This is a genomic window from Arthrobacter sp. EM1 (genome assembly GCF_029964055.1).
GTDB lineage: Bacteria > Actinomycetota > Actinomycetes > Actinomycetales > Micrococcaceae > Arthrobacter.
Genome location: NZ_CP124836.1, coordinates 3,684,289 through 3,698,023, shown reverse-complemented (window position 1 = coordinate 3,698,023; position 13,735 = coordinate 3,684,289). Strand labels below are relative to the sequence as shown.

At 66.2% G+C, this 13,735-nt stretch carries 14 protein-coding genes; 3 read left to right on the top strand and 11 right to left on the bottom strand.

Translation table 11 applies throughout. From position 1 onward, the window contains the following. Positions 1–103 precede the first annotated feature (103 nt). Positions 104–625: a hypothetical protein gene (locus tag QI450_RS17140; protein ID WP_226773104.1), complete on the bottom strand. Its 522-nt coding sequence runs from the start codon at positions 623–625 to the stop codon at positions 104–106. A gap of 230 nt (positions 626–855) precedes the next feature. On the opposite strand from QI450_RS17140, the gene QI450_RS17135 reads away from it, so the two are divergent. After that, complete coding sequence (locus QI450_RS17135; RefSeq protein ID WP_226773105.1) at positions 856–1,392, top strand: DUF6328 family protein; 537 nt, start codon at positions 856–858, stop codon at positions 1,390–1,392. A 64-nt stretch (positions 1,393–1,456) separates the two neighbouring features. On the opposite strand, the gene QI450_RS17130 is transcribed toward QI450_RS17135, so the two are convergent. From QI450_RS17130 to QI450_RS17105, 6 genes are all read right to left on the bottom strand, one after another. Beyond that, positions 1,457–2,581 carry a glycerate kinase gene (locus tag QI450_RS17130; protein WP_226773106.1) on the bottom strand — a complete coding sequence of 375 codons (1,125 nt, stop codon included), beginning with the start codon at positions 2,579–2,581 and terminating at the stop codon, positions 1,457–1,459. A 51-nt stretch (positions 2,582–2,632) separates the two neighbouring features. Then, positions 2,633–3,373: a glycerophosphodiester phosphodiesterase gene (locus QI450_RS17125; RefSeq protein ID WP_226773115.1), complete on the bottom strand. Its 741-nt coding sequence runs from the start codon at positions 3,371–3,373 to the stop codon at positions 2,633–2,635. Positions 3,374–3,501: 128 nt separating this feature from the next. Then, complete coding sequence (locus QI450_RS17120) at positions 3,502–3,750, bottom strand: hypothetical protein (RefSeq protein WP_226773107.1); 249 nt, start codon at positions 3,748–3,750, stop codon at positions 3,502–3,504. 101 nt (positions 3,751–3,851) lie between these two features. Beyond that, complete coding sequence (locus QI450_RS17115; protein ID WP_226773108.1) at positions 3,852–4,670, bottom strand: HAD family hydrolase; 819 nt, start codon at positions 4,668–4,670, stop codon at positions 3,852–3,854. A gap of 51 nt (positions 4,671–4,721) precedes the next feature. Continuing rightward, positions 4,722–5,726 carry a PDR/VanB family oxidoreductase gene (locus tag QI450_RS17110; protein ID WP_226773109.1) on the bottom strand — a complete coding sequence of 335 codons (1,005 nt, stop codon included), beginning with the start codon at positions 5,724–5,726 and terminating at the stop codon, positions 4,722–4,724. 46 nt (positions 5,727–5,772) lie between these two features. Then, complete coding sequence (locus QI450_RS17105) at positions 5,773–6,876, bottom strand: aromatic ring-hydroxylating dioxygenase subunit alpha (protein ID WP_226773110.1); 1,104 nt, start codon at positions 6,874–6,876, stop codon at positions 5,773–5,775. Between the two features lie 159 nt (positions 6,877–7,035). On the opposite strand from QI450_RS17105, the gene QI450_RS17100 reads away from it, so the two are divergent. Then, positions 7,036–8,490 (top strand): aldehyde dehydrogenase family protein, encoded by a 1,455-nt coding sequence (locus tag QI450_RS17100; RefSeq protein WP_256446426.1) that lies wholly within the window; start codon positions 7,036–7,038, stop codon positions 8,488–8,490. 69 nt (positions 8,491–8,559) lie between these two features. Here the strand turns inward: QI450_RS17100 and QI450_RS17095 are convergent, their stop codons facing one another. Then, positions 8,560–9,141, bottom strand: a complete 582-nt coding sequence (locus tag QI450_RS17095) for a PadR family transcriptional regulator (protein WP_226773112.1) — start codon at positions 9,139–9,141, stop codon at positions 8,560–8,562. Positions 9,142–9,417: 276 nt separating this feature from the next. On the opposite strand from QI450_RS17095, the gene QI450_RS17090 reads away from it, so the two are divergent. Then, positions 9,418–10,767, top strand: a complete 1,350-nt coding sequence (locus QI450_RS17090; protein ID WP_226773113.1) for an MFS transporter — start codon at positions 9,418–9,420, stop codon at positions 10,765–10,767. A gap of 29 nt (positions 10,768–10,796) precedes the next feature. Here the strand turns inward: QI450_RS17090 and QI450_RS17085 are convergent, their stop codons facing one another. From QI450_RS17085 to nhaA, 3 genes are read right to left on the bottom strand one after another with little or no spacing between them, the layout of a single operon-like run. Then, positions 10,797–11,330 (bottom strand): YbhB/YbcL family Raf kinase inhibitor-like protein, encoded by a 534-nt coding sequence (locus tag QI450_RS17085; protein ID WP_226773114.1) that lies wholly within the window; start codon positions 11,328–11,330, stop codon positions 10,797–10,799. Beyond that, positions 11,317–12,330: a carbohydrate kinase gene (locus QI450_RS17080; protein WP_282468052.1), complete on the bottom strand. Its 1,014-nt coding sequence runs from the start codon at positions 12,328–12,330 to the stop codon at positions 11,317–11,319. The genes QI450_RS17085 and QI450_RS17080 overlap by 14 nt, the downstream gene beginning before the upstream one ends. 50 nt (positions 12,331–12,380) lie before the next feature. After that, positions 12,381–13,730: a Na+/H+ antiporter NhaA gene (gene nhaA, locus QI450_RS17075; RefSeq protein WP_226773513.1), complete on the bottom strand. Its 1,350-nt coding sequence runs from the start codon at positions 13,728–13,730 to the stop codon at positions 12,381–12,383. Positions 13,731–13,735 lie beyond the last annotated feature (5 nt).

Here is a 13,735-nt window from a genome sequence, read left to right as displayed (position 1 = left end):
TCGCCCGCCGCCTGCAGCCGAAAGGCCGGGAGCCGAACACCACCCAAGGTGCACGGATCCCGGCCTTCGCTGTCCAGGGTCCCGCTGTCTGCGGGCGGCGGCTTTAGCCGGCGTCGAACGCTTCCGTGCTGTCCCCGTCGCGGTCCTTCGGTGCCTTGTCCTCGGGCAGGTCCGTTCCCGATCCGTCGGGCAGACCCGCCGCGTCCTGCCCGGGCTCCGAGGAGAACGGCCGGCCGGCGTCGGGCCGTTCGGTATTGGTCTCGTCCATTTCCGCCTCCGAGGACGGCATCGCCGCCTCGGAATTCTCGTCGGCGTCGGCGTCGTAGCCAGGTGTGGTGCTGGCGTTTTCTGCACTCATTTGTTCCTCCGTTCCTCCGAAGCGTCCTGCCCCGGGTTCTCCTGCACTGTCTTGGTCTGCGGCACCTAACTGGCTCAGGTTCGGGGCCCCGGCCGGGTAGGTCTCCCCGTCCGGGCTGTCCTGGCTGAGTCCTGCGGCGTCGAACGCTTCTTCATCACGCGGCTGGGCGAACTTGGTGGTGTCGCCGCCGGGCAGTTCCTGTTCCGCGGTCGGCGTGCCGTAGCCGCCTGCTTCCTCAATCGGTTCCTGCTGTTTCTCCTGAGTCATGCTGTTCCTCCCGTGCTGGAAATGTGAACTGCGTGGATTCTTATTCGACAACGGCACGTGGCCAGGACGTGGCGCCGGACCCGCGAGGATCGCACCGTGAAGTCACCAATTCCACCCTACCCGGAATTCATCAGTAGCCTTAGCATTCGCTTGAACTTCTTTCACTTCAAGCCTAAGTTGAGTGATGGCTGCCGCCGCAGCCGGATTCGCATACCCCCGGAGGCCCAGCCGTGACCGATCGACCGTCCATGCGTGCGCCGGGGCCGGAGCCGTCGTCAGGCCTGGCCGCGCAGGTGCACCGGACCGAATCCGCCATCGAGAAGCTCGACCGCAACTGGTTGGAGTTGCTCCAGGAATTGCGGGTGCTGCAGACCGGCGTGCAGCTCCTCGCCGGTTTTCTGCTGACCCTGCCATTTCAGGCCAGGTTTGAGACATTGGACAGGTTCCAGACGTCCCTCTATCTTGCCAACGTGTCGCTGGCCGCCCTCACCACAGCCCTGATCCTCTTGCCCGTGAGCGTGCACCGGCGCCTGTTTCGGCAGCATCTCCGGGCCGCCCTCGTGTCCAATGCGGACAAGATCGCCAAAGTTGCCCTCTCCGGCATCGGACTGCTCAGCGTCGGCACCACCGCCCTGATTTTCGATGTCACGGCGGGCCGGGCGGCGGGGCTCACTGCCGGGGCGGTGCTGCTTGCAGTGTTGTTTATCCTCTTGGTCATCGTGCCCAGGAGGCTGCGCCGGCACGCCGAAGAAGGCAGAATGAGATAGCCCGCGAGGAGAACCCGTCATCAAACAGCTCGCGGAACGCACTTTCGGACAATCCCCCGGCGCTTTAGGCCCCTTCAAGCACCTGGCTGGTGGCCCAGGCAAGGTACTTCGCGGCGTTTGCGACGGCGTCCTCCGGGCTGGCGGCGATATCGAGCAGCTGAGCAGCCGCCACAACACCGTGCCGGGCCAGGTCCTCGGGTGTGACCAGGATCCGCCCCGCGACCACAATCACCGGGATGCCGAGGCGCTGTGCGGCGTCGGCGAGCGCAATCGGCGCCTTGCCGGTCAGCGACTGCGAATCGAGTGAGCCCTCGCCGGTGATCACCAGGTCCGCGTCGGCGAGCTTTCCGGCGAGTCCGGTGAGCCCGGCGACCAGGGCGAACCCGCCTTCCAATGCGGCGTTGCCAAAGGCCAGGAATGACGCGGGGAAGCCCCCCGCGGCCCCGGCCCCGGGAACATTGACGTCCCGTCCGGTGGCCTGGCGCAGGATCGAGGCCCAATTGCGCAGCCCGGCGTCGAGCAACTCCACGGCGTCGGCATCCGCGCCCTTCTGCGGACCGAACACGTGGGCTGCCCCGTCGTTGCCGAACAGCGGATTCTGCACGTCGACGGCGATCCGGAACGTCACAGCGGCCAGCCTGGGATCCAGGCCGCTGACATCGAGCACTGTCACGTCCGCGAGCGAGCCGCCGCCGAGCGGCACCACATTTCCGGCGTCGTCCAGCGGTTTGAGGCCCAGCGCGCGCAGCGCACCGCTGCCGCCGTCGGTCATCGCCGAACCGCCCAGGCCCAGCACTATCTCGGTGGCGCCGGCGTCGAGGGCTGCGGCTATTAGCTGGCCGCAGCCGTAGCTGTGCGCGCGCAGCGCGTTGGACGGGGTCGGCGCCATGTGTGCCAGGCCGGAGGCCTGCGCGGTTTCGATCACGGCTGCGGCACCGCCGAAAGCGTCCTTTCGGAGTGCCCAGGCTGCTCCAACGGGTGCCAGGATCGGCCCGACGACGGCGTTCAGCCGTTCCTCGTACCCCGCGGCGACGGCCGCCTCAAGGGTTCCTTCGCCGCCGTCAGCGACCGGGAACTGGACGGCTTCGGCGTCCGGATAGACGCGCAAAGCACCTTCGGCGATGGCAGAGGCGGCTTCGGCGGCCGTCAGGGAGCCTTTGAACTTGTCCGGGGCGATCAGGATGCGCATGGCTCTATCCTGCCAGTCCGGCGGTCCGGGCCGGTCGCCCCGACGCAGTGTCTAAGCCCAGCACCCACGTTCCTGCAGGACTTCCTTGAGCAGGTCAGCACGGTCGGTGACAATCCCGTCCACCCCCAGGTCCAGCAGCCGGTGCATTTCCGCGGGGTCGTTGATGGTCCAGACATGGACCTGCAAGCCGTGACGGTGGGCGCGCCGGACGAAGCCAGGGGTCACGACGGTCACGGCACCGTAACTGGCCGGAACCTGCAGCGCGTGGACCCCCTGCAGCGTCCGGCGCGTTACAGCGGCCATGACCGCGGCCGGGAGCACAGGTCCCAGCAGGACAAAGAGGGCGTTGGATACCATGCCGGCCGAACCAGCCGCAGGACGGCTCAGCTGCCTGAGCACGGCGCGGCGCCGGCGGTCCGAGAAACTGGCGATCAGTACACGCTCGTGCAGGCCGAACCGTTCGATCACCGCCACGAGGGGGTCCACCGAGGTCCAGTCTTTGACGTCCAGGTTGAACCGGACCTCCGGGAAGGCGGTGGCGAGCTCCTCAAACAACGGAATAGGCTCCGCGCCGCCGATTCTGGCGAGCGCGACGGTAGCCGCCGGGAGTTCCGAGATCCGGCCGCGGCCATCCGTGACCCGGTCCAGGGTTTCGTCGTGGAACAACAGCAGGACACCGTCGGCGGTGGTGTGCACATCCGTCTCCAGATAGCGGAACCCGAGGTCGACGGCGGCGCGGAACGCGGCCATGGAGTTTTCCAGGCCGTCCCGGGAGAAACCGCGGTGCGCCATGGCCACGGGAAGGCACGGGCCGACGCCGGAGGCAGGTCCGGAGGCGAAAAACGGGTGCGGGGTGCTCACTCCTGAAGCCTATCGGAGCCCCGGACCGCACCGGACGGCTGCAACCGCCAGGTGCCCGGTCAGTTGGCGGGCGGAAGGATCTGCACGCCGTCACTGCAGTGCAGCAGCGTGCGCCCGCGGCCGCCGTCGAGGTGCACCCACACAGCTGTGTGGTCCGCCGTGATGGCGTCTACCCGGCCTCCGGTCTCGTAGCCGGGCGCCAGCCGGACACTAACACGGTCACCCTGCTGCAGGCTGTTCCAGTGCTCGTCCGGCACCACCCGGCGCAGGGGCGTGTCGTCCGAGTTGTCCATGCGGTATCTGGCCATGATTTCCCACCGTCACTCAACTGATCCGTCGTGAAACTCCACGGTAAAACGCCAAGGTGAACGTCAGTTGTCCGGAGGCTGGGAGTCCGGTGTCAGTGCGGTCAAGGGCGCAGGAGGCCGAGCCCGGCGAGCTTACCCTCGAGAATCTGCGCGACGCCGTCGTCGTCGAAGTGCGGCGCCTGCTGTCCGGCGGCGCGGATGGCCTCGGGGTGGCCGCTGGCCATCGCGTAGCCGTCCCCGGCCCAGCGAAGCATTTCGATGTCATTGGGCATGTCACCGAACGCCACCACGTCGGCGGCGCCGACGCCGAGGGAAGACGCGTATTCGGCGAGCGTCACGGCTTTGTTGACGCCGGGAAGCGATAGTTCCAGCAACGCCATGTTCGGCGCGGAGTGCGTCGCGGCTGCGAGATGGGCGACGGCGGGAGTCACCTCGGCCAGGAAATCATCGGCGCTGCCCTCCCGGACAATGGCCAGGAACTTCACGACGGAGTCCCCGGCGGTCAGCGTGCTGTGCAACGGTGCGGGGGTGACCTCGGCCAGCAGCCGGCTGGCGCCGTCGTCGAGGAATCCCGGTTCCAGATGGAAACCGGTCAGGGTTTCGGCGGCAAAAAATGCCGAAGGGCGCAGCCGCCGGATGATGCGGCGGGTCTCGAACACGGCGTCCAGCTGGAGGGCCCGGGCCGAGAGCAACCGGTTTGCTTCGAGATCCCAGACCACAGCTCCGTTGGAACAGATCACCGTGCCGGTGTGGCCCAGCTGTTCCTCGAGGGGGTGCAGCCAGCGCGGCGGACGTCCCGTAACGAAGACCAGTTCGATGCCTGCTTCCCGGCAGGCATGGAACGCACGGACGGTCCGGTCACTGATTTTCCCGTCATGGCCAAGGATCGTTCCGTCAATGTCACTTGCTACCAGCCGCATACTGCCAGTCTACGTGGGCCGCGGGACCGGGACGTGGCCGGACAGCCCCGCCTAGAGGTCGATGGAAATCACGGCGCGTTCGGTGGCGGCCGCAGAACGGGCTCCGGTGTCGGAGCTGACTGCCCGTGAGACGCAGCAGCACATCTTCGCCGCGGCGTGCTGCTGGCGCTCACTGTAGAAGACGTCCCGGTGGTCGATGGTGCCCTGGACACCAAGAAGCCGGACTTCACAGAGCCCGCATTCGCCTTTGCGGCAGTCGAACATCACGTCGACGCCGGCATCCTCAAGGGCTTCCAGCATGGACTTGCCGGCGCCGACGGTTGCCTCCACCCCCAGGCGGGGGACCCGGACCACAAATTCCTCCGGGTCAAACCAGCCGCTGTTGCCGAAGGTCTCGTACCGCAGGTTCGGCAGGCTGAGTCCGAGCGCTTGCCAGCCGCGTTTCACGGCATCCATCAGCCGAATCGGCCCGCACATATAAAGCTCCGACTCCGGGTCCACCCCGGCCAACAGCTCATCGACGTTCAGCGCCGTGCCCTCATCGTCCACGTGCACGCGAAGGGCCCCGCCGTGGAGCTCCTCGAGCTGCGGCAGGTAGGCCATGGCAGCGCGGCTGCGTCCTGCATAGACCAGGACGTACTCGGCCTTGATGTTCCTCAGGACCCGGGCCATATTGACCATCGCGGTAATACCGATGCCGCCGGCCAGCAGGACATACCGCGGCGCACCGACCCGGAGCGGAAAATTCTGCAGCGGCTGCGTGATCTCCAGCCGGTCCCCGACCTGGAGTTCCTGCATAAAGACCGCCCCGCCCCGGGATTGCGGGGACAGGAAGACGCTGATGGCCAACTGCTGCCCGTCCTCGCTGGAATCCACGACGGAGTATGAGCGCTTCTGGCGTTCACCGTTTATTGTCACCATCACGTCAATGTGCGTGCCGGGCTCCGCCCTCCTGGGCAGGGCCGGCGCGATGACCAGGCGCCTGGTCTGCGCGGTAAGGGACTCCGCCTCGACGACGGTGCCCGCCTGCCAGACTTCTGTGTTTGTTGCTGCCATGTCGTTCTTCTAACTTTTCAGCGGATCCGGAACAGCGGGAAGGCAATCAGGTGGTCGGGATGAGCCGGCCCTCGGCGGCCAGCTGGCGCTCGATCAGGCGACGGACCCACATCCCGCCGGCGTCGATGTTCAGGTTGTAGAACTCGTAATCCGGATTTGCATCGATTGCTTCCTGCTGTGCCTTGAGCATGGCTTCGTCCTCGCCAAAGACGCCGTGGACGCCGTCGCGCAGCTGGGTGGTGATGAGCTGGCTTTCCAGCCGGTAGTTGCGCATAAAGGCCCAAAAGTAGTGGCAGGTCTTGGCACTTTCCGGCGAGATGGTATTCATCACGAAGCCGTTTACGCCCTGGCTGCGGTCACCTTCGGGCGCCCCGGTACCCGCCTTGGCGACGCCCACGTCGATGTTGATTGTCGACGGCGACTGGAAGGTAATGATCTGCCAGCGGTCCACCCGGCCTTCGAAGCCCGGGAACTTGTCCCGCATGTTCTTGAGCCAAAACGGCGGGGCGTCAATATCGAGCATCCAGCGGGAGACCGTGACCGTGTTGCCGTCCTGCGTGACGACGAAGTCAGATTCGCTTAATTCGTCCTGGCCGATGGACGAGGAATGGACGAACTCCTCGTGGGTGAGGTCCATCAGGTTATCAAGCACCAACTGGTAGTTGCAGGGGGCGAAGATCGTCTCGCCGTCGCCGGCCCAGCCGTCGGAACTCATCTGGTGCATGTCGGGGATAAGACCCGGATCGGCCCGGGTGGGGTCACCCAGCCAAACCCAGATGTAGCGGTACCGTTCAATCACCGGAAACGAGGGCACTGTCGCACTCGGGTTAATGGTTTCCTGGGCCGGCATCGACACGCAGCGGCCCGCGGAGTCGTAGATGATGCCGTGGTAGGGGCACTGGATCTGGTCCTTCGCCAGGGTCTTGCCCATTGACAGCGGGGCCAGACGGTGCCAGCACGCGTCCGCGAGGGCCACTGCCTTGCCATCCTCGGTGCGGTACAGGGCCAGCGGCCGGTCGGCGATCCGGCGCGGCATTGGCTTCCTGGTGACCTCGTGGTCCCACGCGGCCACGTACCAGGCGTTCAGCGGATAGCCCAGCACCTTGTTCGTCGTCGAGCTCACAGACTGCATCATTGCCGTCATGGTCATTCCTTCCGGTTCCGGCTACTATCTACCTTCATAGGTAGTGTTCTGAATCACAGCATATCTATGAAGATAGATAGTGACAAGAGCCGCCAACACCTGACCCTGACCTCCGCGACGACGCGAGGGCCGGACCATCCACCGAGAGGCAGCCCCGTGAAACTGATGGACCCCACAATCTGGGACGGCAAAATCTTTACCGGAAGCTGGACGCTTTCGGACAGCGGCGACACTGCCGTTGTTGAACCGGCCACGGGCAAGGAGCTGGGGCGCATCGGCACCGCGTCGGCCGACGACGTCGACGCAGCCTGCAAGGCGGCTGCCGCCGCCCAGCCAGCATGGGCTGAAACCAGCTTCGAAGAGCGCGCAGCGGTCCTGCGGCGTGCAGGCATGTTGTTCGAACAACACGCCGACGAGATCCACGAGTGGATTATCCGTGAGGCAGGCTCGATCCTGCCGAAGGCCCAGCTGGAAACCCATACCGCGGCGCAGGAGTGCTTTGAGGCCTCAGCCCTTCCCTCCAGGGGCCAGGGCGAGCTGCTTGCGGCCGCAGATCCCGAGCGGCTCAGCTTCAGCCGGCGGGTTCCGGTCGGCGTCGTCGGGGTGATCGCACCGTTCAACGTTCCGCTGATCCTGGCCATCCGGGCCGTGGCCCCCGCGCTGGCCCTCGGAAACGCCGTGGTGCTAAAACCGGACATGCGGACTGCCGTGGCCGGCGGCGTATCGATCGCCCGGGTCTTCGAGGAGGCGGGCTTGCCGGCCGGAGTCCTGCAGATGCTGCCGGGAGGAGCGGAGGCCGGCGCTTCGCTGGTGGCCAATCGGGAAACCCGCGTCATCGCATTCACCGGTTCAACGGCCGCGGGCCGCCGCGTCGGGGCCTCGGCTGCCGAGCATCTCAAGCGGGCGCACCTCGAACTCGGCGGCAACAACGCGATGATCGTCCTAGCCGATGCCGATGTGGAACTGGCGGCCTCCAACGGCGCCTGGGGCTCTTTCCTCCACCAAGGCCAGATCTGCATGACGGCCGGACGCCATATCGTGCACGAATCCATCGCGGACGAGTATGTGGCGCTGCTTGCCGAGAAAGCCAGGCAACTCACTGTGGGCGATCCCTTCACCGAACAGGTGGCTCTGGGCCCGATCATTGACGTGAAACAGCGGGACAACATCCATCGGCTGGTCACCGACAGCGTGGCCGGCGGCGCCACGCTGCTTGCGGGCGGCACCTTCGACGGGTTGTTCTATGCGCCCACCGTGCTGGACGGGGTGCGTCCGGATACGCCCGTGTTCTGCTCGGAAGTCTTCGGACCGGTGGCGCCCGTGATTCGCTTCAGCACGGTTGAGGAAGCCGTGGAGTTGGCCAAGGATTCCGAATACGGGCTCTCGGTCAGCATCATAACTTCCGACGCGATGAGTGCTTGGAGCATCGCACGGCACATCCCGTCCGGGCTGGTCCACATCAACGACCAGACCGTTGGCGATGAAGCCCACATTCCCTTCGGCGGTGTCCGCAATTCCGGGACCGGCGGTCGGATCGGCGGCGCCGAGGCCAACCTGGAATCGTTCACCGAAAACCAGTGGGTCACCATGCAGGCCAAGCCTGCCCGGTACCCCTTCTAAGCCGAAACCCGCGCGACTGGAATCAGCATGCCAGCGGGCCCCGGACCCGGGGTCCGCCGGCGCGCGGGCTCAGGCTTCGAGCTTGTCAATCAACTCCAGCCCGCGGCGGGCCCATGCGACTTCAGCTTCGGCCCGGTCGATCATGCCTTCATAGGTGAAAATCTTGTAGCCTGCGATTTTTGCCCGGTCCTCTTCCGGCGCGGATTCCAGGCGCCGGGCCAAGGTGGGATTGCTGCGGTCCTCGAGGCTGGCGATCATCTCCCGCCATTGCTGTGCCCGTGACGAGTGGTAGTCAATATGGGCGCGCATCTGGGCCCTGGCCGCATCTGGTTCAGCCCATTCGAGGTAGGCGGCCTTGAGGTGGATCGGGTCGCGCTCCCGCGCATAGTCGAGCGTGGTATTCATCCAGGCCCGGAATGCCTCCACCCCGTCGGGGGTAATGTGATAGCGCTTCTTCTTGCCCTTTTGGCCCCAGGCTTCTTCCACCCCGCCGAGCAGGCCGTCCTTTTCCATCCGCCGGAGTTCCGGGTAGATCTGCGAATCCGGAGCGTGCCATACGTAGCCGACCGAGCGCTCAAAGTGCTTGTAGACGTCATACCCGGTGAGGGGCTGGGACGTCAGCAATGCCAATAGTGCGTACCGCAGGCTCATCTGCCGCCGATCTTCTTCGTCAAGAACCCGGTCGGGTGTTTTTCGCCCGCCCGCCGGGGCTCATCCCATTAAACCCCTCGTCAACTATCTATGGAGATAGTTATGATGTGTGTCACGCCACATACCTATCACTATAGATATGCGGCAGTAGGTCCTCCTTCGACGACGAAGGGCAGGCCTCGACGCCGACGGCCCGGCACGGAGCACCCGCTCGTTTCACGCCAGGGCCCACCCGCCACCGCCGGCCAGCCCGCGGATTCCAGAAAGTAGTCACCCATGCAATTGCAGGAACGCATTGACGCGTCACGCATGTCGTTGTACCAATGGCTCATTGTCGGTTTGTGCATTGTGCTGAACGCCTTGGACGGCTTCGACGTCCTGGCCATGGCCTTCACCGCGAATAGCGTCACCCGCGATTTTGGCCTCAGCGGCGCAGAACTTGGTGTCCTGCTCAGTGCCGGGCTGGTCGGCATGGCCATCGGTTCCTTGGGCCTGGCTCCCTTCGCTGACGTCATCGGACGCCGGCCAATGGTCCTTGTCTCCGTCGCCCTTGCCGCCGCAGGAATGCTGCTCGCCTCCCTTTCCCATTCGGCCGTCGAACTCGGGATCTGGCGGATCGTGACCGGCCTGGGCATCGGCGGCATCCTCGCCTGCACCAACGTGATCGCCAGTGAGTACTCACCCAAGCGCTGGCGCGGTCTGGCTATCAGCATCTACACCGCCGGATACGGCGTGGGGGCAACACTGGGCGGGGCAGCTGCCGTTACCCTGCAGGCCAGTTTCGGCTGGCGCTCGGTGTTTCTCTTCGGCGGCATCTGCACCGCCGCCGTCTTTGTACTGCTCGCCTTGCTCCTGCCGGAGTCGGTGGACTTCCTGGCCACCAGAAGGCCCCGCAATGTTGTGGCCAGGCTGAACCGGATCGCCCGCAGAATCGGGCAACCGGCAGTGACTGAACTGCCACCCGCAGCCGCAGCTGCCGGGCGCAGGAATAAGGTGTCCGAGCTCTTCACCGCCGGAACCCGACGCTCCACCTGGCTTGTCTGGCTGGCCTTCTTCGCCGCCATGTTCGGCTTCTACTTCGTCAACAGCTGGACTCCGCGACTTCTGGTCACGGCCGGAATGACCGAGAGTCAAGGCGTGATCGGCGGGCTTATGCTCACCCTGGGCGGTACTTTCGGGTCGCTGCTCTACGGTTTGCTGACCATTCGCTGGAACAGCCGCAAGGTGATGGTCGTCTTCGCCGTCCTCTCCGCGGCCACCATGGTGATGTTCATTTCCACTGCGGGAATCCTGGCCCTCGCCTTTGTCGCCGGCGGAGTCGTGGGCATGCTGATCAACGGCTGCATTGCCGGGATGTACACCATCACCCCCGCCTTGTACGGTGCCTCCATCCGGAGCACCGGCGTCGGCTGGGCCATCGGAGTCGGCCGGGTGGGCGCGATCGTCGCGCCGCTGATCACCGGCGCCCTGCTGGACGCACACTGGACCGCGTCCATGCTCTACATGGGAGTCGGCGTTGTGGTGCTGGTGGCCGGCGGCGCCGTGGCCGCGATGCGCCCGGGCCCCGCCGAGACCACAACAGCGGCTAAAGCCGCGGCCGAGGAAAGCCTGGCGTCGGCGCCCTGACGCCGTCCGCGGCAGGCGGCCACCCGAGCCTAATGCTGTTCGTAGAGCCCCGTCAGCTTCGCCCGGCCAAGCGTGTGGCTAAAGAGCGCAAAGCCCAGGCTGGCAGGACTGCCGTCGATGTCGACCCCTAGCTGGTCGACGTCGACGGCGTGGACCACGATCAGGTAGCGGTGCGGCCCGTGCCCCTTTGGCGGCGCCGCCCCGATGTAGCCGGCGAATCCGGCGTCGTTCCTCAACTGCAGGGCCCCGGCCGGAAGGGCCGCGCCGTCGCGGGATCCGGCACCGGCCGGAAGTGAGCTGACATCAGCCCGAATGTTCAGCACGGCCCAGTGCCAGAACCCGCTCGCCGTGGGGGCGTCGGGGTCATAGACGGTCACCGCGAAGCTCTTCGTCCCGGCCGGTGCACCACTCCAGCTCAGCTGCGGGGACTCGTCCGTGCCGCCGGCGCCCATAAGGCCGCTGCGTTGTGCCGGGGGAAGGGTTCCGCCGTCCTCGAAGGACTCGCTGCTGACCTCGAAAGCGGCGACGCTGGGAAGTGCTGCGTAAGGATTATGGGCCGTCATGGCTGCCTTTCTCGTTCTTCCTGCTGTCCGGCCGGGCCTGCCAGGGGGTGCCGGAACCCACGCTACCAGCCTCCAGCCGGGCCAGTTCCGCGCGGGTGGGCGGGTTGGCGCCGGCGCGGGAGACGGTGACAGCGGCGGCCCGGGAGGCATGGGCGAGGAGATCCCGCAGGCTTTCGGCCGAAAGCCTGCGGAGCTCCTGGCGGTTTTGCGCCCCGTCCAGCCCCCGGTCCACAACCCCCGACAGCAGCGCCGCCATAAACGAGTCCCCGGCTCCAACCGTGTCCGCGACTTGCACTGACGGCGCGGCGAAGTGGGCTTCGCCGGCGGCATTCACACCCCAGGGCCCCCGGGCGCCGCGGGTCACCACCACCATGGCCGGACCCACCGAGCCGCCAAGTGCCAGCCAGCGGCGGGCGGAATCAAGCGGGTCCTCGCCGGGGTAGAGCCACTCCAGGTCCTCGTCCGAGGCCTTCACCACATCCGCCAGGCGGACGAATTTCTCCGCCTGCCCCCGTGCATAGTCCACGTCGGTGATGATGCTGGGCCGGCAGTTGGGGTCGAAACTGACGGTGGCCAGCGGGTGGGCGTGTTCGACGGCGGCAAGCACCTCGGAGGCGCCTGGAGCCAGCATGGTTGCTATCGAGCCGGTATGCAGCAGCGTCGTTGACTGCAGCATCAACGGCAAGCGGTCAGCGAGGCCGGGCAACTCCCAGGCGAGCTCGAACGTGTAGCTGGCGGCGCCGTCGTCGTCGATCAGTGCGGTGGCGACGGACGTGGGCAGCTCATCGGGACCCACCGGGAGCATCACCGAGCTGGACTTCAGGTGTGCCGCCACTGCCTCGCCGTACGCGTCGCGTCCGTAGCGGCCAATGAACTGCACGGGATGATCCAGCCGCGCAAGTCCGACTGCGACGTTTAGGGGGCTTCCGCCGACATGGGCCTGGATCCCGGAGGAACGCTGGACTACATCTACCAGGCCCTCGCCAATTACAGTGAGCATGTCAATACTCTGCCAGAGAACGCGGGCCGGCGCGCTGCCGTACCCCGCGGCTACCGTGCGGGGCCGTCCTGCTGGTAAACATCCGGAATGCCATCGTGGTCGGAGTCGACCTTCTCGGCCTCTTCGGCCTGCCGGTATTGCCGGTTCCGGGTCTTGAGCACCGCCGTTGCCAGCAGGGCCGCCAGGAGGGAAGCCGCGAGGATCCCCACCTTGGCATGGTCATCGTGAATGCTGCCCTGACCGAAGCTCAGCTCGGCCACCAGAAGCGATACCGTGAAGCCGATTCCGGCCAGCAGGGATACGCCAAAGACGTCAACCCACTTAAAGCTGTTGTCCAGCCGCGCCTTGGTGACCTTCGTGAGCAGCCAGGTTGTGCCCATGATGCCGATCGGCTTGCCGAGAACCAGCGCCGTGATGATCCCGACGGCCACAGGGTCGGTCAGCGCCGAGAGCAGGCCGTCCCAGCCACCCACGGCAACGCCTGCGGAGAAGAACGCGAAGATCGGGACCGCGATGCCGGCCGAGATCGGCCGGAACCGGTGTTCGAAGATCTCCGCCAGGCCCGGTCCGGCCTGCGGGCCGCCGCTGGCTTGGGAGCGCATGACCGGAATGGCGACTCCAAGCAGGACACCGGCTACGGTCGCGTGGATGCCGGAGGCATGGACGAGCGCCCAAGTTACCGCGCCCAGCGGCAGGAGGATCAGCCACGCGGCTGCGGGCTTGGTCCCGAAGAACCGCCGGTATTTATGCGCCAGGAAGGTATAAAGAGCCAGTGGAATCAGCGCCAGCAGCAGCGGCAGCGGCATAAGATCGCTGGTGTAGAAGACGGCGATGATGGTGATGGCGATCAGGTCGTCCACCACGGCAAGGGTCAGCAGAAAGATCCGCAGTGCACTGGGCAGATGCGAGCCGATGATGGCAAGCACGGCAACGGCAAAAGCGATGTCGGTGGCCGTGGGGATTGCCCAGCCGCGCAGGGTTTCCGGGCTCGCGAGGTTTACGACGGCGTAGATCACCGCCGGGATGGCGACGCCGCCGACGGCCGCAGCCACCGGAACGATCGATTTGTCCAGCTGCCGCAGGTCCCCGGCGATGAACTCACGCTTGAGTTCGAGACCGACCAGGAAAAAGAAGATCGCCAGCAGCCCGTCGGCCGCCCACGCCCCGACGCTCAACTCCAGGTGCCAGGGTTCGTAGCCGAACTTGAAGTCCCGTAGCGCAAAATAGCTCTCGGACACCGGGGAGTTGGCCCAAATCAGCGCGATCACGGCGGCGGCAACCAGCAAGGCGCCGCCGACTGTTTCCTTCCGGAGGATCTCGCCGATCCGGAGGGACTCGGCGTAGCTGCCGCGGCCGAAGATCGTCAGGCGAGGGCGGGGAGAGGATGGTGTGGGGCTCATGCGGG

Bases quoted from the DNA above. Each gene is read 5' to 3' on its own strand.
- QI450_RS17100 (WP_256446426.1), top strand. From the start codon at position 7,036: ATGGACCCCACAATCTGGGACGGCAAAATCTTTACCGGAAGCTGGACG.
- QI450_RS17125 (WP_226773115.1), bottom strand. From the start codon at position 3,373: ATGGCGCACCGCGGTTTCTCCCGGGACGGCCTGGAAAACTCCATGGCC.
- QI450_RS17095 (WP_226773112.1), bottom strand. From the start codon at position 9,141: ATGAGCCTGCGGTACGCACTATTGGCATTGCTGACGTCCCAGCCCCTC.
- QI450_RS17120 (WP_226773107.1), bottom strand. From the start codon at position 3,750: ATGGCCAGATACCGCATGGACAACTCGGACGACACGCCCCTGCGCCGG.
- QI450_RS17080 (WP_282468052.1), bottom strand. From the start codon at position 12,330: ATGCTCACTGTAATTGGCGAGGGCCTGGTAGATGTAGTCCAGCGTTCC.
- QI450_RS17140 (WP_226773104.1), bottom strand. From the start codon at position 625: ATGACTCAGGAGAAACAGCAGGAACCGATTGAGGAAGCAGGCGGCTAC.
- nhaA (WP_226773513.1), bottom strand. From the start codon at position 13,730: ATGAGCCCCACACCATCCTCTCCCCGCCCTCGCCTGACGATCTTCGGC.
- QI450_RS17085 (WP_226773114.1), bottom strand. From the start codon at position 11,330: ATGACGGCCCATAATCCTTACGCAGCACTTCCCAGCGTCGCCGCTTTC.
- QI450_RS17110 (WP_226773109.1), bottom strand. From the start codon at position 5,726: ATGGCAGCAACAAACACAGAAGTCTGGCAGGCGGGCACCGTCGTCGAG.
- QI450_RS17130 (WP_226773106.1), bottom strand. From the start codon at position 2,581: ATGCGCATCCTGATCGCCCCGGACAAGTTCAAAGGCTCCCTGACGGCC.
- QI450_RS17115 (WP_226773108.1), bottom strand. From the start codon at position 4,670: ATGCGGCTGGTAGCAAGTGACATTGACGGAACGATCCTTGGCCATGAC.
- QI450_RS17105 (WP_226773110.1), bottom strand. From the start codon at position 6,876: ATGACCATGACGGCAATGATGCAGTCTGTGAGCTCGACGACGAACAAG.
- QI450_RS17090 (WP_226773113.1), top strand. From the start codon at position 9,418: ATGCAATTGCAGGAACGCATTGACGCGTCACGCATGTCGTTGTACCAA.